Origin of the sequence: Desmonostoc muscorum LEGE 12446 (genome assembly GCF_015207005.2) — a bacterium.
Classification (GTDB): domain Bacteria; phylum Cyanobacteriota; class Cyanobacteriia; order Cyanobacteriales; family Nostocaceae; genus Nostoc; species Nostoc muscorum.
In genome coordinates, this window is sequence record NZ_JADEXS020000001.1 from 8,636,549 (window position 1) to 8,655,786 (window position 19,238).

20 protein-coding genes, 1 other RNA gene and 1 pseudogene are annotated in these 19,238 nt (G+C 41.8%); 15 read left to right on the forward strand and 7 right to left on the reverse strand.

Features of this window, described 5'->3' with window-relative positions; genetic code table 11:
* Window positions 1-55: 55 nt before the first annotated feature.
* Entirely contained in the window at window positions 56-1,339 is a 1,284-nt protein-coding gene (locus IQ276_RS35390) for an aspartate aminotransferase family protein (protein ID WP_193914776.1), read from the reverse strand.
* A gap of 285 nt (window positions 1,340-1,624) precedes the next feature.
* On the opposite strand from IQ276_RS35390, the gene IQ276_RS35395 reads away from it, so the two are divergent.
* The 3 genes from IQ276_RS35395 (at window position 1,625) to IQ276_RS35405 (ending at window position 3,482) form a co-directional block, all read left to right on the forward strand.
* Complete coding sequence (locus IQ276_RS35395) at window positions 1,625-1,798, forward strand: hypothetical protein (RefSeq protein ID WP_235116268.1); 174 nt, start codon at window positions 1,625-1,627, stop codon at window positions 1,796-1,798.
* Between the two features lie 69 nt (window positions 1,799-1,867).
* The gene (locus tag IQ276_RS35400; protein ID WP_193914774.1) at window positions 1,868-2,884 is read left to right on the forward strand and encodes a potassium channel family protein; all 1,017 of its coding nucleotides are present in this window, start codon (window positions 1,868-1,870) and stop codon (window positions 2,882-2,884) included.
* 190 nt (window positions 2,885-3,074) lie between these two features.
* Window positions 3,075-3,482 carry an AAA-like domain-containing protein gene (locus IQ276_RS35405; protein ID WP_193914772.1) on the forward strand — a complete coding sequence of 136 codons (408 nt, stop codon included), beginning with the start codon at window positions 3,075-3,077 and terminating at the stop codon, window positions 3,480-3,482.
* Window positions 3,483-3,491: 9 nt separating this feature from the next.
* Here the strand turns inward: IQ276_RS35405 and IQ276_RS35410 are convergent.
* Window positions 3,492-4,739: pseudogene (locus IQ276_RS35410) on the reverse strand (ISL3 family transposase).
* A 540-nt stretch (window positions 4,740-5,279) separates the two neighbouring features.
* Complete coding sequence (locus tag IQ276_RS35415) at window positions 5,280-5,828, reverse strand: 2'-5' RNA ligase family protein (protein WP_193919767.1); 549 nt, start codon at window positions 5,826-5,828, stop codon at window positions 5,280-5,282.
* Between the two features lie 237 nt (window positions 5,829-6,065).
* Here IQ276_RS35415 and IQ276_RS35420 point away from each other — a divergent pair, with 237 nt between their 5' ends.
* Window positions 6,066-6,401, forward strand: coding sequence for a KGK domain-containing protein (locus IQ276_RS35420; protein WP_193919765.1), 336 nt, complete (start codon window positions 6,066-6,068; stop codon window positions 6,399-6,401).
* 247 nt (window positions 6,402-6,648) lie between these two features.
* Here IQ276_RS35420 and IQ276_RS35425 read toward each other — a convergent pair whose 3' ends face one another.
* The gene (locus tag IQ276_RS35425; protein WP_193919763.1) at window positions 6,649-7,131 is read right to left on the reverse strand and encodes a TerB family tellurite resistance protein; all 483 of its coding nucleotides are present in this window, start codon (window positions 7,129-7,131) and stop codon (window positions 6,649-6,651) included.
* Window positions 7,132-7,483: 352 nt separating this feature from the next.
* On the opposite strand from IQ276_RS35425, the gene IQ276_RS35430 reads away from it, so the two are divergent.
* From IQ276_RS35430 to IQ276_RS35460, 7 genes are all read left to right on the forward strand, one after another.
* The gene (locus tag IQ276_RS35430) at window positions 7,484-7,750 is read left to right on the forward strand and encodes a YciI family protein (protein WP_190883726.1); all 267 of its coding nucleotides are present in this window, start codon (window positions 7,484-7,486) and stop codon (window positions 7,748-7,750) included.
* Window positions 7,751-7,787: 37 nt separating this feature from the next.
* Window positions 7,788-7,884: signal recognition particle sRNA small type (gene ffs / locus IQ276_RS35435), an RNA gene on the forward strand.
* 25 nt (window positions 7,885-7,909) lie between these two features.
* Complete coding sequence (locus IQ276_RS35440) at window positions 7,910-8,290, forward strand: phasin family protein (protein WP_073639394.1); 381 nt, start codon at window positions 7,910-7,912, stop codon at window positions 8,288-8,290.
* 159 nt (window positions 8,291-8,449) lie between these two features.
* Window positions 8,450-8,866: a hypothetical protein gene (locus tag IQ276_RS35445; RefSeq protein WP_190883725.1), complete on the forward strand. Its 417-nt coding sequence runs from the start codon at window positions 8,450-8,452 to the stop codon at window positions 8,864-8,866.
* Window positions 8,867-8,916: 50 nt separating this feature from the next.
* Window positions 8,917-9,336: a preQ(1) synthase gene (gene queF, locus IQ276_RS35450; protein WP_193919761.1), complete on the forward strand. Its 420-nt coding sequence runs from the start codon at window positions 8,917-8,919 to the stop codon at window positions 9,334-9,336.
* Window positions 9,337-9,454: 118 nt separating this feature from the next.
* Window positions 9,455-9,703: a hypothetical protein gene (locus tag IQ276_RS35455; protein WP_073639391.1), complete on the forward strand. Its 249-nt coding sequence runs from the start codon at window positions 9,455-9,457 to the stop codon at window positions 9,701-9,703.
* A gap of 801 nt (window positions 9,704-10,504) precedes the next feature.
* Window positions 10,505-11,179 carry a M10 family metallopeptidase C-terminal domain-containing protein gene (locus tag IQ276_RS35460; RefSeq protein WP_193919759.1) on the forward strand — a complete coding sequence of 225 codons (675 nt, stop codon included), beginning with the start codon at window positions 10,505-10,507 and terminating at the stop codon, window positions 11,177-11,179.
* Window positions 11,180-11,599: 420 nt separating this feature from the next.
* On the opposite strand, the gene IQ276_RS35465 is transcribed toward IQ276_RS35460, so the two are convergent.
* Complete coding sequence (locus tag IQ276_RS35465; RefSeq protein WP_193919757.1) at window positions 11,600-12,310, reverse strand: GDYXXLXY domain-containing protein; 711 nt, start codon at window positions 12,308-12,310, stop codon at window positions 11,600-11,602.
* A 249-nt stretch (window positions 12,311-12,559) separates the two neighbouring features.
* A complete protein-coding gene (locus tag IQ276_RS35470; protein ID WP_221706462.1) occupies window positions 12,560-13,981 on the reverse strand; it encodes a DUF2157 domain-containing protein in 1,422 nt (473 codons plus the stop codon).
* 222 nt (window positions 13,982-14,203) lie between these two features.
* Here IQ276_RS35470 and IQ276_RS35475 point away from each other — a divergent pair, with 222 nt between their 5' ends.
* Both IQ276_RS35475 and IQ276_RS35480 read left to right on the forward strand, forming a co-directional pair.
* Complete coding sequence (locus IQ276_RS35475; protein WP_193917535.1) at window positions 14,204-15,178, forward strand: RsmB/NOP family class I SAM-dependent RNA methyltransferase; 975 nt, start codon at window positions 14,204-14,206, stop codon at window positions 15,176-15,178.
* Between the two features lie 236 nt (window positions 15,179-15,414).
* Window positions 15,415-16,620, forward strand: a complete 1,206-nt coding sequence (locus IQ276_RS35480) for an RNA-guided endonuclease InsQ/TnpB family protein (protein WP_193917537.1) — start codon at window positions 15,415-15,417, stop codon at window positions 16,618-16,620.
* Window positions 16,621-16,757: 137 nt separating this feature from the next.
* On the opposite strand, the gene IQ276_RS35485 is transcribed toward IQ276_RS35480, so the two are convergent.
* Window positions 16,758-17,492 (reverse strand): SDR family oxidoreductase, encoded by a 735-nt coding sequence (locus IQ276_RS35485; protein WP_193917540.1) that lies wholly within the window; start codon window positions 17,490-17,492, stop codon window positions 16,758-16,760.
* 244 nt (window positions 17,493-17,736) lie between these two features.
* On the opposite strand from IQ276_RS35485, the gene IQ276_RS35490 reads away from it, so the two are divergent.
* Both IQ276_RS35490 and IQ276_RS35495 read left to right on the forward strand, forming a co-directional pair.
* Window positions 17,737-18,636 (forward strand): AraC family transcriptional regulator, encoded by a 900-nt coding sequence (locus tag IQ276_RS35490; RefSeq protein WP_193917542.1) that lies wholly within the window; start codon window positions 17,737-17,739, stop codon window positions 18,634-18,636.
* Window positions 18,637-18,799: 163 nt separating this feature from the next.
* Complete coding sequence (locus IQ276_RS35495; RefSeq protein WP_190883717.1) at window positions 18,800-19,237, forward strand: NUDIX hydrolase; 438 nt, start codon at window positions 18,800-18,802, stop codon at window positions 19,235-19,237.
* Window position 19,238: the final 1 nt, after the last annotated feature.

Consider the following 19,238-nt stretch of genomic DNA (forward strand, 5'->3'; position numbering starts at 1 on the left):
AACTGACATCTAGAAACACAACAGCAGGTAAGAACCACTGGATTTTTCAGGCCGCCTACTTTGTGGCGATCGCTATTGCTCGATCCACAGCTTCCAAGGCAGTGTTGACTTCGGCTTCTGTGACAATCAACGGTGGCACAAATCGGATGACTTTTGGTCCAGCTGGTACGAGCAATAAACCCTCGTTGATGGCAGCATTCACCACATCGGCTGCGGTTAGCGCAATCTCAGATCGCAACTCTAAACCATTGATTAAACCCCAACCGCGAACTTCGCTAATATGATGAGGATATTTAGCTGCGATCGCTTTTAATCCAGTTCGTAACTGTTCGCCCCGATCTTCGACATTCTGCAAGATATTTTCCCGCTCTAATGTTTGGCAAACACTCAGTGCTACACCACAGACAAAAGGATTTCCACCAAAAGTACTGGCGTGTTCTCCTGGTTGAAAAACATCACAGAATTTTTTGCTCATCATCGCACCGATGGGGATACCGCCACCCAAGCCTTTAGCACTAGTGAAGATATCCGGTTCTACGCCCAGATGTTCGTAAGCCCATAACTGACCACTGCGCCCCATGCCAACTTGCACTTCATCAAAAATCAGCAAAATTCCGGTTTCGTCGCAAATCTGCCGGAGCTTTTTGAAATAAGCAATGTCTCCCGGACGCACCCCGCCTTCTCCTTGCAAAGGCTCAATCAGAATCGCTGCTACCCGATAATCTCCTTCATCCAACTCGCTAATGGCCACTTCCACAGCGTTAATATCGTTGTAATTTACGTAGTGGAACCCAGGCATCAAAGGATCGAAGTGTTTTTGATACTTCGGTTGTCCCGTGGCGGTAATGGTGGCTAAAGTCCGTCCGTGGAAACTGGCATTGGCGGTTAAGATAATCGGTTTTTCAATGTCTAATACTGTGTGGGCGTATTTTCTGGCTAATTTAATTGCTGCTTCGTTAGCTTCAGCTCCAGAATTGCAGAAAAAGACGCGATCGGCACAGGAATGTTCAACGAGCCACTTTGCCAATTCACCTTGTTCGGGAATATAGTACAAATTAGAGACATGGTGCAGCTTTTGGATTTGGCGCGTCACCGCCTCTACCATAGCTGGGTGAGCATGTCCTAAAGTACAAGTGGCAATTCCCGCCACAAAATCCAAATATTCCCGCCCTTGTGTATCCCAAACCCGACACCCAGCACCCCGCTCTAAGGCTAAGGGAAACCGCCCATAGGTAGACATGACAGCTTCATTAAAGCTATCTGCATCAAAGGGACTAGATGTTAGAGACCCTGAATTTGGGGGGATGGTGGTTTGTTCAACTAGAGTTTGTAAGCTCACTACCGCTCCTCCTGGAAGTTTTTCATCATATAGTTATTTACTAGTTTCCTAGAAATCCCAGAAAATTACTTTTTATTCTCCCAAAGCCTGATTGTTTCGTTAATGCCCCAGGGTTTTTGACCCTCCGAATTTTAGATTTTAAATTTTGGATTTTGGATTTGGCTATCTATCCAGTAGATGTACTAGAAGTCTTGCAATGTCCACTGTTTAGTGAATAGCTCTACATCACATAAGTAATTTAACGGTTATGTAGCATTTTACACCATTTTTAATGGTATATGGGCTTTGTCTGCGATGGTACACTATGCTGATGCTAACGCACCTACATCAGCGATCGCACTTGCTGCAATCAAAGAAGAGGAAATGAAGAGTAATAACTTTGGGGAATTAAAAGGTAAAAGTCATTTGTACCAAACCAGGCCAAATACTATAAAGTTAGTACAAAACTCAAAAATATAGGCCCAAAGTACTATTTATACGTCATTCTCAACTCTTGAGCAAAAATATCAACGTATCCAAAAGCAGTTAATGGCCGGGGCGATCGCTCTTGGTGGTGTTTTCTTAATTGGCACTTTGTGGTACTCGTTAGTGGAGGGCTGGTCATGGGAAGATGCAGCTTACATGACGGTCATCACCTTAGCTACCGTGGGATATGGAGAAACCCATCCATTGGGTAGCCGAGGACGGTTGTTTACAATTGCCCTGATTTTGTTGGGTGTAGTCAATATCGGTTACATTGTCAACAGATTTACAGAAGCAATTATTGAAGGCTACTTTCAACAAGGAATTCGACTACAACAACAGAGGCGGTTAATGGAATCCCTGTCAGAACACTACATCATCTGCGGATTTAGTCGGACTGGTCGTCAAATTGCCAAGGAATTTCAAGCAGAAGGTGTACCCTTTGTAGTGATTGACTCGGAGATGGAATCTGTGCAAAGGGCACAGTCTGAGGGTTATACAGTATACCAAGGTGATGCAACGCTAGATGATACGCTTTTGAAGGTGGGCATTCAAAGAGCGGTTTGTCTGGTTGCGGCACTGCCTTCTGATGCTGAAAACTTATACACAGTTTTGTCGGCAAAAACACTTAATCCAGATATTCGGGCGATCGCCCGCGCCAGTACAGAAGAAGCTTTACAAAAGTTACAACGCGGTGGCGCAGATGAAGTGATTTCACCGTATATTACCGGTGGGAAGCGGATGGCGGCTGCGGCTCTCAGACCCCAAGTTTTGGACTTTGTAGACGGAATTTTAACAGGTGCAGACCGCCAGTTGTACATGGAAGAATTTTTACTCGATCCCGCCTTTTGTCCTTTCGTAGGTCAAAGTTTGCAAAAAGCGAGATTGCGATCACAAACTGGGGCATTAGTTCTGGCAATTCGCCGCCTTGATGGTACTTTAATCGGTGGTCCCACTGGCGATACGGTGTTAATGTCGGGAGACCGACTAATTGGTATGGGTACAGCTGAGCAGTTGCGTAACCTCAACCAAATTCTCGGTCCGATTAATTCCAAGCAACTACGGCGACCGAAAAATAGCTGATATTTTAATTTTGAAAAAATGACCTATACCTCGAAAAGGCTGATTCCCTATTGCCTACTCCCCACCTACGCAAATAATTTCAAAATTTAACTACAAATTGCTGTAAAAAACTGACTTATAACTGAGTTTTCTAGGAATGCAGGGAAAAAACTCTATAATCTGAGCATCCTTGCCGCACAAAAACCTAGCAATGTCACGCTCAGTTAAAGTTCGCAAAGATTGTATTCAAAAAGTCAAGTCGGCTGTTAAACGTTATGGTTATGCACGCCAAAAAGATTTGGCTGACGATTTAGGATGTTCTCTGGCGACAGTTAGTAACTTCCTCAACGGTAAACCTGTTGATTTTTCGTATTTTGAAGAAATTTGTCAAAAGTTAGGACAGGATTTGCAAGCGATCGCAGATCTTGACTACAACGACAGCAACAGTAAAACTAAAACTGAAGAGCCGTTTGTCTGTGAGCCAGAACCGGACTTCATTTATGTAGAACGCCCTCCCATTGAGTCTCTTTGCTATGAGACACTTTTGCAACCAGGGGCTTTATTGCGGATTAAAGCTTCTGGCTTGATGGGTAAAACATCTTGGTTCTTCAGTACATAGTATGCTTAACTAATAGTTAAAATGCCAATTCAATAAGCATCTAACGCGGAAATTGTCAAAGTTTCTAAATCCATAACCGGAACGTTTAATCAACTTGATCTTGTTATTAATACCTTCCACAGCACCACTATTTGTCCCATTATCAAAGTAAGCAATTATCTCATCAAACCAACGGATAATAGTATTGTTACTCTTGGGAAAATGTTTTTTAGCTTTCGATAACCACATACCAAGTTTATAAACTCCCGGATACCAATTATCTGTCTGATTAAAAATCTTTCTAAATTTTTCTTTTAATTCATGCATTTCTTTTAAGACAGGAGATACATTCTTGACTTCAGAAAGTTTATTTATTTGCTCTTCATTTAAGTCTGACTCATTTTTAAGTAAAACGTACTTACTATTTTTTAATCCCGACAAAACTTTTTAATATTCAGCTTTTTTTGATGATAATTGCGCTTTTTGAATTAATTCTTCTAGACTCCGCTTCTCTCGTTTTCTCTGTGTATCTAATTCTTGATTAATCTGTGTCATTACATGAAATCTATCTGCTACTACTTGAGCATTGGGCATTAATTCTGTGACAACGTTTTTATAACCAACCCACAAATCTATACTCACTTCCTCAATTTGTTCTAAGACCTCATATCCCCATTCTAAAAGGGTTTTTTTCACTACTTCTTGCGTGCGCCCATTTTAAATAGTTACTAGCTTAGATGTATCTAAATCTATTAGTACGGCGCAGTAATTACCCTTGCCCTTAACCAGAGCTATCTCATCGATTCCAAGTCTTTTTATCAGAGAAGGTTTGTCATCAGATAATTCAATCGAAGCGTCTTTTAACATTCTTTCTATTTCTTCTGTTGTTACTATCCCTTGATCAGCTACACTGTGGATATCATTTTCTACTACCTCTTGTATTATTTTGTATGCCAGCCGTTTTGTATAAGTTCTTTTCTGGCTCACGAAATCTAGATTCTCACTAAAGGGTTTTTTACATTCTTCGCATTTAAATTGTCTTCTATTTATTTCTAAAAATACTGGTTTTTCACCGAAAGGCAAATCTTGAACAATGTATCGATGATTTTGATGTAATCTATGGCTTTTTGTACCACAGCGAGGACAAGTACTGTATGATTTTACTGATTCTATTTGTAAAATCATTCCTATCCCGATATGAAGGCGATGTGATATAACTTTCACATCTTTTAAATCTAGAAGCTCTGTTAGTATTTTAATATTTTGTTTCTTGTTCATAACTGTAAATAGACAACAAATACTTTTTTGGTATTCACAGTTAATAATGAATCTACGTCCTAAGTCAATTAGGTCAAAGGTTTTACTAAAGATTTTATGCAATTATTTATATTTTTTAACCTTCGTAGCTAATAATTTAGCATAGTAAGTACTGAAGAACCATAAACATAAGTTATTAATTCATGCCAATACATCATAGTTAGACAGGTTAAATCACTACGTAAAGTGAGAATTTCTAGAGATTCAACTAATTTAGATGTACACCAACACATCCTAAGCTGCGTGAATACAAATATTCCCAATGCGATAGAAAATCTGGTGGCTCTTTTGTTGGTATTTGACACTGAAAATTCCAAATTACTGAGTGCCAAATTTCTCTATCTTCTATAAATTCGGCATTGTAACGAATACTTAATATTTCTTAAAAATTTGCAGTTTCTCTTGGTTAATAGACTCCAGCAACATCAAATCAAGTTGTGAATGCTTGTGTTCAAAATCAAGCCCAAACTTTACCAAATCCCTTTACAGATTGACTACTCATTACCCAGCAGAGCAAAAATTCCACTCGGATTTAATATTCCATCGCTTACCGTCGTGAAGCAATAAAGTTAATTTTTCAGCCGTAAATTCAAAATACAACTGACGTTTTTCAAATTCTGGCCAAGCAGCTTTAAAGTTCTGCTTTGTTAAATCCCGAAACGCAACTGTCATGTGGGGTGCAAAAGGTCGGGTTTTAGAAACTTCGTCAACAATTCCCAACTTGTTTTCTACATAAGCCATTAAATCAGCTTGCAAAGTCAAAAGTTCTTGACTTCTCACCACATCAATATAGATCACACGGGGTGGAAAGGCAGCAAAACCGCTGAGTGTAATGGGTATTAACTTTTGTTCCCTAGCAAATTCCCTCACAGATGCTTCTAGCAATGAAATGTTAGCATCTGCCCATTCAAAAGGCGGTTGTAGGGTAATATGAGGCGGAGACTTTTGTGCCCCACAACTGGCATAATTATCAGCAAAATACTGCTTGATCTCATTAGCGTAGTCTTGAATGTCTTGTGGTGGTAGAAGCGCAATAAAAAAACGGCTCATCATTAATTATTTTTATTCCTTAGTAATTAGAGAACACCAGAAAATAAATTATCCAATATTGTGGGATGGGCATCTTGCCTGTCCTTTAGTATTAGCGGGCAAGATGCCCGCACCACAAGAAATTTTGGCATATTTTTTTTATTTGCAAGTCCCTTAGTGGTTAATGGGAAAACTTAGGGAAGGCGGATCGAGTTGGCGCTTGAACCACCATGTTGTGCTAACGAAAGAGAAAACTAAATGAGCGATCAAATTATTCTGTCCGATAAGGATGTTGTTTCTATGGCTCAGGATGCTAATTTTACTGGGGCTTCAACATCGACAGCTGAAGAATTGATGGAACGTCTGAAGTATTTGGTGCATAGAAACAGCAATTTACAAAAAGACAAGGCTGAAGCCTGGGCTGCGAATGGCGTCAACTGTAACGTTTTACTAGCTCAGGGTGGCGGCTGGCAAAAAGGTAAAATCCGAATTTGCTTTGAATTTGTTCCTGACAAGCCGACACCAACAAAATCACTGATTTCCACTAACTCGGTATCTCCACTGGATGATCTGCGATCGCACCTAGAGGTCTAACATTCACAGATGCCTAGCTTGTGCTGTTTTAACGCCGCACCTTGAATTGTTGATGGTGCATTACGCCGTAGGCTAACGCACCCTACACAGGCTATATTTACGTTTATTAATATAGCTGGAAATATTAAGGCCGACTTACAGCAATTTTCAGGTAAATAGACCAAGCAGTAGGACACAGAATTGCTGTGACCCTACGGCTGATGTGGTTCCAATAAATGAAAACTACTGTAATTAATATAGTAGATTCTTAATATGGGCTTTTCTCAGGATATAAGAGCTTAATGCGCTTCTGGCGTAGTGCAAATTCTTCTTTTTGTAGCTGCTGTAACTGCTCTACTACCTCTTCTGTGACCCCTATAATAGAAGCCATTTGCCGAATTTTGGCCTTTTCCTTTTCATGAAATTCTCCATCAGCAGCACAAGCCCTAATTGCCGTGAGGAGTAGATCTCTCTGTGCTATGGAAACCTGAGGAGAGCGAGCAATTACTTCTTCTAAATCTTCATCCGCCTCATATGCTTTTAGCTCTTCAATCACCCAGTCTGCTACTCCCCAAGATGCACAGAATCCAATAGCCCAATCTTTTTCTTCTGGGGAGAGAATTCCATCTCCTTTAGCACAACATAAAACTGATTTCATATAAATGCAACAATCCTCATCTGTAGGAATCTGGGTAAAACCAAAGAACCAGTTAAATATCCATGATTGACCAAGCTTTTTGATTTCAGACATAAGTTTGTTTTCCCTGTTTGCAACGGTAGTATCTTCTCATTGTTGTTGCAAGAATACAAAGACACTTAAAAAAACATAATTAAGACAGTTAAGACAGTTAATTATGAAATATCTTAACTTTCTTTGCATTTTCATTAAGAAGCTATGAATATGAGGTTAAGGATTCCGGTATCAATAAAAACGGAAAAATCAATGTGTGTAGAAATAATCCAATTATCAGACTAATAGGTACAGCGAATCAGCGATCGCACTACTGTCCGCCTTGATTTAGCCTATGCCCAGATTTTTGATTGCTACTCAAAATAGTAATAACTTGAGTAAAAAGCCTTTTGTCATGGGAGCTAGTAAGTAAATGCCAACATTTGTCAAGATTGAACAAGGGAAAGTCGATAAATCTACCTTTGACCAATATATACCTGCCCATAAAGCCTACGTTCAGGATTTGATTGCAAAAGGACACAAAGCGCGAACAGGCTATTGGGCAGAAGCACCAGGCGGAATGTTGCTGTTTGAAGCAGCCTCAAGGGCTGAGGCAGAAGCGATTGTAGCCAGCGATCCCTTGGTGCAACACGGTTGTGTCGATTACCAACTTTATGAATGGCGGATTGTTATGGAATAACACACATTTACTGAATTTTAATGTTATGCTTTTATAAGACCTGGATCTATGCGACTTCAACACCCAAATCTTGTCAGAACCGGAAGGTGGCAGCAACACGGGAGGCTTGTGGTAGGCGTAGTCTCCGGGTCGCCCTATTTTTAGGAGCGTTCAGGAGCAATGCCTGGTTTTGGAGATATTGTTCAAAAAGCTTTTTACCTCGGTGTAGGACTAGCTTCTTACGCAGGCGAAAAAGCAGGGGGAAAATTAGCGGAAGTGCGATCGCAAGTCCAAAAACTGGCAGACGAAATGGTGGCCAAGGGCGAAATGAACACGGAAGAAGCCCGCCGCTTCGTCGAAGATATGATGAAGCAAGCCCAACAACCCCAAGCATCTGGTGAAACCCCTGAAAAAACGCCTTCTTCAGAACCTCGCCGCATCGAAATCTTAGAGGAAGATGAAGAACCAACGGTGAAAGAGGCATCAGGTGAAAACGTCGATGAATTACGCCAACAAGTGCTAGAACTGCAAGAAGAGTTAAAACGATTGCAACGCGATTAGTAAAAAGCATTGTTTTAATTCTAAATGATTAATAACTGGCATTTTGACATGGTGCTATATATACAAACTTGATATGATAAATTGCCCAATGTGTACTTTAGTGCTTCAAATGAGACAGCACAAAACGTCCTGTTTATAGCCTGTAAAGGCATCAAGTTTATGGAGCAATGGCAAAAAGATTTAGTAGAAATCGTAGAAACAGTGGCAGATGAAGTAGAGCGTTTCTTCCTGGGAATGGGTGAAATGGTAGACGCCTTTTTTGAGCTAACGGAAGAAATTACTGAGCAAGTACACAGTAACATTGTCACTGAAGTAGATCAGTATTTACAAGATTTAGCTGAACCAATGATGGAAGCCTACTGGGAGTTAGAAGACGTTGTAGGAGACGTAGATCCCGGTTTTCCGTATTCAGTTGAACCCACAGCCGAAAGAAATCCAGCTTGCATGGGTTGTACTCACTACCACGGTCAAGTTTATGGCGGTAACTTGTTAGTTTGTGCCATGCATCCCCACGGTTATGAAGATGAGAATTGTCCAGACTGGGAGAAGGAGGAGGGAGTAGGGAGTGGGGAGTAGGAAGATGAGCCAGACGCAAACAAAAACAAATGACAAATGACTAATAACAAATGACTAATAACAATTTACCTGAAAGTGTATCTGGACCAAGCCAAGAAATAAAGTATGGCGAGCGTAATATTGCGGAAGGCAAACTAATCACCTTTCCGAATCCGCGTATGGGAAGGCGATACGACATTAACATTACTTTGCCGGAATTTACTTGTAAATGTCCGTTTTCCGGGTATCCTGATTTTGCGACTATTTATATTACCTATGTGCCTGATGAACGAGTAGTGGAGTTGAAGGCACTCAAGCTTTATATTAACAGTTACCGCGATCGCTATATTTCTCACGAAGAATCTGCTAATCAAATTTTGGATGATTTTGTCGCAGCTTGTGACCCGTTAGAAGTTACCGTAAAAACAGATTTCACCCCTCGCGGCAATGTTCATACCGTAGTTGAAGTACGTCATCAAAAAAGTCATTAATTATTGGGCATTGGGCATTAGTTTTAGACTAATGACAAATGACAGCTGACATTAACAGTCAGGATGTGTAAAGTAGTTGAAGATCAGTTAGCCAATCTCATCTTTGACGCATCCATCTATGGATAGAAAAAGTAGAAAAACCCGACGCCTTCTGCTGCTAGTTGTTTCCTGTAGCATAACTGGTGTAATTTTAGGGGGTACTGCCAGTTGGGCAGAAAGCAATCTGTGTTTGCAAGATAGCAAGGTTACAAGTGATTGCCTAACACAAGATCCTATTGAAAAGACTATCCAAGGAATGAGTACAGGATTGTTAGCTGGGGCTGGAGCTGCTTTTGGTGCAGCATGGCAGTTACGCCATGAAGATTAAACTAATATGCGCCCAATTTAGTCGCCCATAAGGTGAACGCCAGCCAGTAGCCTGTGGCTGGAGTTTTCTTTTTGGGTTTGTTATACCAATTCAAAAAATTTTTGCAACATAATATATCGACTGTAGGGGCGTACAGCTGTACGCCCCTACCCATACTACAGCAGATTGCAAGTTGGTGAGGTACAGATAATTGTAAGGGCACGGCACTGCCGTGCCCCTACCCGCGTACCTCATTTACCTGAAATACGCTGTATGTAGCCGTCAGTGGCTCCTTTTATAAAGGGGACTTTGATTCCGGTTCCCCCTTTTTAAGACTACGGGTGTATACTTGAGCCGTTCGCCAAATCTCCCTCGATTTCCGAAAATCTTCACAAATAAATTCAGAATTTTCCGAAATCAGATCGCCAAGAAGTGATTTTATAAATACCCGTATCAGTGTTGCTGACATCAAGAGTAAACTAAACGGTTTCGTTTCAAAAGAAATCTGGAGGTAAAGGTATTAAACCAAACCCAGCCCAAGTTTTACCAGTAGGGACAGATGTCCAGTAAACACGGCATAGAAACGAGATAACCGCAAAAACGGAAATTAAGCCTCAAAGCTTTTGTTATATATAGCTTTCAGCTTTTTAGCTCTCTCTAGTGTTTTCCAAATATTGAGAAGGCTAGATTTAGTACACGGTTACTAATAAATCCGGTTTTTACTCTTGCAAATAGCAACATTTGGGTGAAAGTCGGTAACAGTCAAAATCAACAATAAACACATCAATCCTTTATTGATAAGTAAAGCGAGGACAGTTTAGTATGGCATTCAATTCTCATAATGAGCGAGAAGACCAAGGAAGTTTGTTGTTTTGGGAAGAACAGGAGGGAACTATAATTACTGGCACAAGCTTCAACGATACTTTAGGTGGTTTTGCCGGCAATGACACCCTTTATGGCGATGCAGGCGATGATATCCTTAGAGGGGGTGCAGATAACGATATCCTTAACGGGGATTTAGGTAATGATACGCTTTTGGGTGGAACTGGGAGCGATCTACTCACAGGTGGTCAAGGTAACGATGTCTTAACAGGTGGGCAAAATGGAGATATCTTCAGTTTTAGTGGTGTGAGTAGCTTTGGTGATTTAGGCATAGACACCATAACTGACTTTACCAAAGGCAGCGATAAAATCCAATTATCCTTACGTTTATTTAGATCGTTAACCCTGAGTAATGGCATAGCTGCCAATGAATTTGCAACGATTACTGCCGATACTTCTACTGAAAGCAGTCTTGCCGGCAGTAGCAGTGCCTTCATTGTTTACAATACATCTACTGGCAGCCTTTTCTATAATTCTGATGGTGCGGTTGCAGGATTAGGAAGTGGTGGACAATTTGCAGTTTTGAATACTAAACCTCTGTTAGATAACAGTGATTTCTCTTTATTAATCACACAAATAACAGGCGGTCCTCAGCCACCAATACCGCTTGGTTAATAATTTTTTTAGGTTGGGTCTTACACCAACCTATAGGACTACGATTTGATTTTTGAAAAGATACGTAGGGGAGCCAGCGCTGTACGGGGGTTCTCCCCGTTAAGGCGACTGGCGTTGCGTTTCGCGTAACGCACCATTCTTAAGGATTTGATGCCGTACTCTCTGTGCTAACGCACCCTACAAAGACTTAATTTTGTTCAAAAATCAAACCGGATTCCTCATATAGTTTTTATGCTTAAAAAGCAAGTGTCCTTAGATGGCGAATTCTGGACACTTGCCACGGTTATATCTCGGTTGAATACCAAGAAAGGCTATCTGGAAATCCTTGAGGAACAGGAGAGTGTAAACCGTATTTCGTACTTCAGGCAAGGGATGAAAGATACCAGAAGGCGTAAACGTCTTACTCAATTGCGTGATAACCTAAAAGCGATAGTTGCGATCGCGTACCCACATACTAATCGGTAGTGCGTTTCCCTGGGGATCGACTTTCGCCTTCACCACGATGGGTGGTACTTGTCCCCTCCTAGCGCGTTGGGTTTGCAAATCATTGCGAATCTGCTGCCGTTGGTTTTCTGGGATGTAATATGTTTCTAAACCGTAGTTGATGGAACCATCTTCATAGACGCCTCTTAGGGCTACTTGATTAGCTCTTAGGGAAGCGGGGCGCGAGCTACTTACTCGTAACGGTCTCCAAGCTCTAGGAACACCACGACCAGAGGATACTTGTTCTTGTAAAGTCACGTAGATGTTGGTTCCTTCAGGCAATCTTCTACCACTTCCACGACCTTTACTGACTATGGTCTGCCAACCAGGCAGTCTGCTCAAATTAGCAGTCCGGGATATATTATAGTCCAGGGCTAGGCTGTTTCCTTGTAGGACATCATTAGGGTTTACAGGCGCGGTTTGCAAAATCACCGTCTTGCCCGTCATGTCTGTGTAAAGCGCTTGGGCTGGTACTGCCATAATTAGCGCTGTTTGCACCGCCAATGGTGCTAGTAACCGCCAAACAGGTAAGGGCTTATTCGATTTTTGTTCAGTAGCAATCAGGTAATCCCGAAAAGTCACCGTCTTGGAAAATTCAGCTTCGGGAGACAAGGATTTATTTTTAGATTCAGAGGAATTACTTGTCATGAGCGTAGTCCTAAAAAGCAGGGGGTGATGAGGAGGACAAAAGTAACGAGATTAGGACTGACGCAGAGAAACTTTAACAATTTTAGATTTTAGATTTTAGATTTTGGTGAAGCAGCGCGGTCTTGGGGGTTTCCCCCATGAGTGACTGCTGAACCCGAAAGGATTGAAGAAAAAATCTCAAATCTAAAGTTCCAAATTTTTACTGAATTCTGAATTCTGAATTCTGAATTCTTTCTTTCATCTTTTGCACTACTTCTGACTTGTAGCCTTAGATGTACCAGGTTGGCGGCGTTCAAACCAAAGTCCAGCACTAATTAAAGCTGAACCGCACAAAACAAAGACCAGGGACTTAAAAAGTAAGTCGGTATCATACTCCTGCACGCGACTGATAACTTGGAGTGTTACTAACAGCATACCGCCCCAAAAGGAACTTCTGTTGTTTAATTTCAATCCTTCTTGAATTAGTCCCCAGGCTAATGTTGCTAGAAGTACATTGAAAATAAAAATCCCAAGTTCATCAATTCGGCTGATAGTTTGATGCCAAAAAGGTACTAAGGCAATAAAGACAAGAAAAGTAGTAATGACAGCAGTCGTAAAAATCACTTCGCGGCGGGGAGGATTATTTCTTTGACGCAGGAGAAACAACCACTGCAACACCGCTAAGCCGCTGAGAATTCCCAAATCAATTATCGGCAGAGACTCGAACAAGTTTGTCAAAGTCGTTGGCTGATTATAGCTATAATCTGGAGAGTCCCAGACCCAACGAAAAGACAGGACATAGAAGACAACACCAAAGCTTACCAACGCTAAATTACGAGCTAGAGATTGAAACAATCTGTAATTTATGGTTGGAAACAGCAGGTCATCATAACTCCAGAATAATGCAGGTGGGAGTGCAAAAGCAAAAGATGCCACCCAAGGGGCTATATCAGCATAATTTAGCAGTGGCAGAGGATTGAGGTTGGCTTGCAAGGAACTAGCAAAGACAAAGGCTGCTAGACCGAAAATCCAACGCGATCGACAGAAGTAAGCCAAAGGTACAAATACCAGCCATGCCAACAGAGGCATATGCTGCACCACTATTCGTGACCAACTTACTTCACTTGAAGAGTACCACAAATCTTCTAGCCCCGTCCAATAGCCAATTTCCACAAGGATAATCGATAGAATTCCTAAGGAATTTAAGAACAGACTATAGGCTATGACTGCGACACCAAATCCCCAGGCGAGAAACAATTGGGAAATTGAACCGCTAATATTGAACATCTGGGCCATCAGCAGTAGATTTGCGCCTAAAATGAAAGCACTTAAAATTAGCAAACCCTCTCCCAGTAAGCGTTTGCTTTGTTGTGCCTTCTTTCCTTGAGCTTGTCTCCAAGTATAAAAACCAGTGATAGCGGTTGCAAAAAACAAACTCATCAGCAGAATAAACTTGACTTCTCGTGAGCCTGATTGCCAGTTTGCTGCTACAAAGGTAATTATGCCCAAGCATAAAAGGATGCTGCCTATAGCAATCACTATTGCAACAAAGCGATCGCGTGCAGCAGCTTCCACGTTTTTAAATTGGTAACGTTCTGCTATTTGTTCATACTGCGAAGAACTAATTATTCCTTCATCCCTCCATAATTGTGCTTCTTTGCGTAATTTTTGCGGGAAATTATCTAAGAACATGACCTTCTCCAGTGCAGTGGGGTAGCTTGGCCATTGCATTCCCAATGGCGGTCATTATATTTTGAGTATGAAGCCAAAAGCTTTAATTACACTGTTCTTGTGTAACAGTTTTAGTTGGATTCTGATACAAACAAATTAGTAAGAATTCAGAATTCCGGAGTCAGAATTGAGAAGTCAGAATTCAGAAGCCAGAATTTTAACGGCAATTATTTTTATATCTACATGGAAAAACCTTCTAATTTATTACTAAAACTTTCACGCCGGTTGTTTACAAATCTAGATGAACAAGAAAAATTTATTGAGGCGTTAATAAATCCTCAGCCTTTTTCATCTAGCATTCTTTGGTGTCAGGAAAAACCAGAATTTTCGCCTTTTGCAGTGGAAACACCAACGCATTGGCAACCGCAATTTATAGATCGGTTACACTTGGGAGAAAAACCTGGTCAAAATTCACTGCATCAAAAAGGATATTTCTATTGTTTGGATTTTTCTTCGGTGTTTGCCGCTGCTACTTTGTTAGCAATTCCTGAGCCAGTAGGTTTAATTTTTGATATGTGTGCTGCACCTGGAGGGAAAAGCATCTTCGCTTGGAAAGCTTTGCAACCAGATTTACTCATCAGCAATGAAGTGATTGGCAAACGTCTGGGAATGCTAATTTCTAATTTGAAGCGTTGTCATATCAGCCCTAGCGCTATAGTTAATAGAGATTCGAGTATATTTGCCGAAATGATTCCCGCTTCTAGCAACTTGGTAATAGTTGATGCTCCTTGTACTGGACAATCGCTACTTGCTAAAGGCGAAAAAGCACCTGGTTGTTTTCATCCAACTGCTATTAATAAAAGTGCAAATCGACAAAAACGCATTATAGCTAACTCTGCTAAACTTGTTTCACCACAAGGATATCTTGCTTATATGACTTGCACCTATTCCCCAGAAGAAAATGAGCAGGTTTGTGAGTGGCTTTTAGAACGTTTTCCTCATTTTAAAGCGATGGAAATTAGTCATTTAGCAAAATATCAGTCTCATTTAACTACAATGCCTTGTTATCGAATGTTTCCTCAAGATAGGTTAGGGGCTGGTGCATTTACAGTATTATTTCAAAATACTAATGAAGGTGAGAGTGAGGAAATCAATTTAGATGCAATGTCTTCCCTGTATATCTACCAAAATCTGCAAACATCAACTGCGATTAGTTAGTGGGGATGTCGCTTGCCAAATAATATTACTATTTTTAACTAATTCGGCGGAATTCCCCATCCGTCTATACGGTGGGGATGGATAGCCAGGTGACGACGAAAGCACCTCCGACTAATATTAACCGCAGGTTAATTAAGGAGTGGGGTGAATGAGCAAGTCACCAATTATTTTATTTTGGCACTTTATCACAATCTATATTTATGGTAGAGTAATTATCTCAAGGAGGTGAAAGTGAAGTGTTACACAAGGTTGTACAAGTCCGTTTATATCCGTCAGTTGAGCAAGAAATACAACTAGCGCAAACTTTTGGGTGTGCTAGATGGTGGTGGAATTATGCTCTGAATAAATCTATTGAGACTTATAAAGAAACGGGTAAAGGGCTTGGACGTGCTGCACTTAACGCATTTCTTCCTGCACTCAAAAAAGCTGAAGAGACGATGTGGTTATCTGATTGTTACAGCCAAGTTTTACAGGCTATAACACTTAACCTAACTACGGCGTACAAAAACTTTTTTGAGAAACGTGCTGGATTTCCTAAATTCAAATCTAGACACGGAAAACAGTCTATCCAGTATCCTCAAAACGTCAAAATTGTAGATGGCAATGTTAAACTTCCTGGCAATATTGGGATAGTCAAAGCCAAAATACACAGGACTATTGAGGGGAAAATTAAAACTGTTACTGTAAGTAAAACGCCTTCTGGTAAATATCTTGCATCTATCCTGACGCTCGTAGAGGGTGAAAACCCAGTTGTTACATTCGGTAAGATATATGGTATTGATCTAGGGTTGAAACATTTTGCTATTGTTACTGACGGTGAGAAAATCTCTAAATATGATAATCCTAAACACCTTGCCAAACATGAGAAAAATCTCAAACGCAAACAAAAGAAATTAGCGCGTAAAGTAAAAGGGAGTAATTCGAGAAATAGATACAGAAAAGTTGTTGCCAAGGTGTACGAGCGAGTTAGTAATTCCAGGCAAGATTTTCTACATAAACTTAGTTATAAGTTGGTCAGCGATAGCCAAGCTGTCATAGTAGAAAATCTTCATGTATTAGGCATGGTTCGTAATCACAAATTGGCGAAATCAATATCTGATGTTGGATGGGGGACATTCACTAACTTTTTAGCTTACAAACTGGAACGCAAAGGTGCAAAGTTTGTTGAAATTGATAGGTGGTTCCCCAGTTCCAAACTCTGTTCTAATTGTTTCTACCAGATAGGTGAGATGCCATTAGATGTCCGTGAATGGATTTGTCCTAATTGCAATACTCACCATGATCGGGATGGGAACGCCGCGCAGAATATTAGAGCAGAGGGTATCAGAATGATAAAGGCGGAAGGTTCAGCCGTCTCTGCTGTAGGAGGAGAGGTAAGTCCTACTCTTGGGCGAAAGTCTAAGTTTAGGCACTCCCCAATGATTACAGAAGCCCCAACTTGAACCGTACTCAGTAAGTTGGGGTAGTTCACGAGCAAAATCAAACTAAGGGTTAATATCAAGCCCGCTATGTACCAGGCTTGATATTAATCCAAAATCTAAAATCTAAAATCCAAAATTGTTTGAGTGTGGTTTGAGGTTCAATACGGGCTGGCTGTGGGGCGCACAATAATCTCGTTGACATCCACATCGTCTGGTTGGTCGATGGCAAAGGCGATCGCTTTGGCAATGGCCTCAGCCGGAAGTGCAATCCTGCGGAATTCCTGCATCCCTTTGCCAGCTTCGGCGTCAGTGATACTATCGGCCAGTTCCGACTCTGTTACACCAGGCGAAATCACTGTCACGCGAATATCAGTATTTTCCTGGCGCAGTCCGTCCGAAATCGCTAGCACAGCGAACTTGGTAGCTGAGTAAACGGCAGAGGTTGGCCAAACGGCGTGTCCACCAATGGAAGACAGGTTGACGAACTGGCCGGACCCCTGGCGTTTCATTAGGGGCAGTCCGGCGGCGATGCCATTGAGTACCCCACGGATGTTCACGTCGATCATCCAGTCCCATTCATCGACCTTGAGGGCTTCGAGCTTCGAGAGCGGCATAACGCCGGCATTGTTGACGATCACATCAACGCGCCCGAATTTGTTCACAGCGAATTCTACAAAGGCTTGGAAGTCAGCGCGACGGGTGACATCAAGAGTCTGATACTCTGCCGAGCCGCCCTCAGAACGGATTGCAGCCACGAGGGTTTCCAGCCGATCCGTGCGCCGTGCGCCCAGCACTACGTGGACACCGTTGCGAGCGAGTAGACGTGCTGTGGCCTCACCAATGCCACTGCTTGCGCCCGTAATCAGTACGACTTTCTGTTCTTTAGTAGTCATAAAACAGTATCTCCAAGTTTTAGTAGAGGTATCTAAATTGCGCGGAACCTTGGATTGATTGGATGTCCAGCACACTCTTAATTTAAGAGAGTCAAAGCCTGGTGCGGTAATCTGAACCTGCTCAATTCTTGCCTAATCCTGCATTCTTTTTATTGCCTACCAGCAAAAGACAGGCTGACGCAAGTGGCTGAATATATTGCGGCTGCCCTGAATGTTAGTCTGATAAAAGATTTCAAACGAGATTATGGAACAGACAGTTAGAAAGCAGCAGTCTGAGCTTGCCGCTTTGATTGCACAGAACAGTAGTGCAGATGGTGTCCATGCCACGGCGATCGAGCGATTGTTTTTAATCCGCTGCTCGCAACCAACTGCGCCTCTTCATGCTTTGCATGAGCCTGCTCTGTGTATCGTCGCTCAGGGCAAGAAGCAGGTAATGTTGGCGGAGAATCTGTATGTTTATGGTCAAGATCAATGTCTGGTGGTGTCCATCGATCTGCCTGTGGTCGGTCAAGTGATTGAAGCCACGCCAAGCTTTCCGTATCTATGCCTCAGGCTCGATTTAGATCCAGGAGAACTCAGTACACTAATGATGGAGGCGAAATTAGACGCTGCTGCTAACCAACCACCAGAACCAGGCTTGTCTTTGAGTCCCGTTACTCCCCAACTGCTGGATGCAGCGATCCGACTTGTAGAGTTGTTGGAAACTCCCCAAGATATTGCCATCCTCGCGCCTTTGGTTGTACGAGAAATTCTCTACCGTTTGCTATCAGGCGAACAAAGTGCGCGATTGCGACAGATTGCCCTAGTCGATAAACGGCTCCAGGGGATCAGCAGGGCGATCAACTGGCTCAAATGGAACTATGAAAAGCCATTTCGCATTGATGCGATCGCCCACGAAGCCTGTATGAGTCCGTCATCTCTTCATCATCACTTTAAATCTGTCACCGCCATGAGTCCTTTACAATATCAAAAACAACTTAGGCTCCAACAAGCCCGTCGCTTAATGCTAGGGCAGGGCATGGATGCGGCAACAGCTAGTCATTACGTGGGTTACGAAAGCCCCTCACAGTTTAGCCGTGAATACAGTCGGTTGTTCGGCGCACCACCGTTGCGTGACATTGCGCGGCTCAAAAGTGGTCAATAAATGTAAAAGGAAGTGGGTAAAGACGCGATTAATCCCGTCTGTAAGGGAGTAGGGAAAAGAAATTGATAAACAAAGAATAAATCAAAAATTACCCGGTATCAGCTCTCGACTTTATGAAGTAAACATTGTACAAAACAATTAAAGAGTACAGGATGTAAGTTGTATGAGTCGAAAAGTTAGCAAAGTTTTTAAACAGTCTGGAGTTATTCCTTATAGAGTTAACAATGGTAGAGTCGAAATCCTATTGATTACAACTCGTAACTATCAACACTGGGTAATTCCCAAAGGAGATATTCCGTCGGGAATGAGTCCGCCTGATTCAGCAGCCAAAGAAGCATGGGAAGAAGCAGGGGTGATTGGACAGGTGGACGCGAATCAACTGGGCACTTATAAATACCGCAAACAAGGCAAAGCTTACCAGGTCAAAATGTATTTACTACCAGTAGATATCTTGAGTGAAGATTATCCAGAAGCAACTAAAAGAAAACGCCAGTGGGTAGAAGTGAATCAAGCTATCAGGTGGGTTAAGTTTAGTTCACTCAAACGAGTCATGAAAGATTTTTTTCAGGTCAAATCTTCCTGTTGTGCATTTCGATGCTAAT

Excerpts from the sequence above, each read along its gene's own strand:
- IQ276_RS35400 (WP_193914774.1), top strand. The coding sequence starts at position 1,868 with ATGGCCGGGGCGATCGCTCTTGGTGGTGTTTTCTTAATTGGCACTTTG.
- IQ276_RS35405 (WP_193914772.1), top strand. The coding sequence starts at position 3,075 with ATGTCACGCTCAGTTAAAGTTCGCAAAGATTGTATTCAAAAAGTCAAG.
- IQ276_RS35415 (WP_193919767.1), bottom strand. The coding sequence starts at position 5,828 with ATGAGCCGTTTTTTTATTGCGCTTCTACCACCACAAGACATTCAAGAC.
- IQ276_RS35420 (WP_193919765.1), top strand. The coding sequence starts at position 6,066 with ATGAGCGATCAAATTATTCTGTCCGATAAGGATGTTGTTTCTATGGCT.
- IQ276_RS35425 (WP_193919763.1), bottom strand. The coding sequence starts at position 7,131 with ATGTCTGAAATCAAAAAGCTTGGTCAATCATGGATATTTAACTGGTTC.
- IQ276_RS35430 (WP_190883726.1), top strand. The coding sequence starts at position 7,484 with ATGCCAACATTTGTCAAGATTGAACAAGGGAAAGTCGATAAATCTACC.
- IQ276_RS35440 (WP_073639394.1), top strand. The coding sequence starts at position 7,910 with ATGCCTGGTTTTGGAGATATTGTTCAAAAAGCTTTTTACCTCGGTGTA.
- IQ276_RS35445 (WP_190883725.1), top strand. The coding sequence starts at position 8,450 with ATGGAGCAATGGCAAAAAGATTTAGTAGAAATCGTAGAAACAGTGGCA.
- queF (WP_193919761.1), top strand. The coding sequence starts at position 8,917 with ATGACTAATAACAATTTACCTGAAAGTGTATCTGGACCAAGCCAAGAA.
- IQ276_RS35455 (WP_073639391.1), top strand. The coding sequence starts at position 9,455 with ATGGATAGAAAAAGTAGAAAAACCCGACGCCTTCTGCTGCTAGTTGTT.
- IQ276_RS35460 (WP_193919759.1), top strand. The coding sequence starts at position 10,505 with ATGGCATTCAATTCTCATAATGAGCGAGAAGACCAAGGAAGTTTGTTG.
- IQ276_RS35465 (WP_193919757.1), bottom strand. The coding sequence starts at position 12,310 with ATGACAAGTAATTCCTCTGAATCTAAAAATAAATCCTTGTCTCCCGAA.
- IQ276_RS35470 (WP_221706462.1), bottom strand. The coding sequence starts at position 13,981 with ATGTTCTTAGATAATTTCCCGCAAAAATTACGCAAAGAAGCACAATTA.
- IQ276_RS35475 (WP_193917535.1), top strand. The coding sequence starts at position 14,204 with ATGGAAAAACCTTCTAATTTATTACTAAAACTTTCACGCCGGTTGTTT.
- IQ276_RS35485 (WP_193917540.1), bottom strand. The coding sequence starts at position 17,492 with ATGACTACTAAAGAACAGAAAGTCGTACTGATTACGGGCGCAAGCAGT.
- IQ276_RS35490 (WP_193917542.1), top strand. The coding sequence starts at position 17,737 with ATGGAACAGACAGTTAGAAAGCAGCAGTCTGAGCTTGCCGCTTTGATT.
- IQ276_RS35495 (WP_190883717.1), top strand. The coding sequence starts at position 18,800 with ATGAGTCGAAAAGTTAGCAAAGTTTTTAAACAGTCTGGAGTTATTCCT.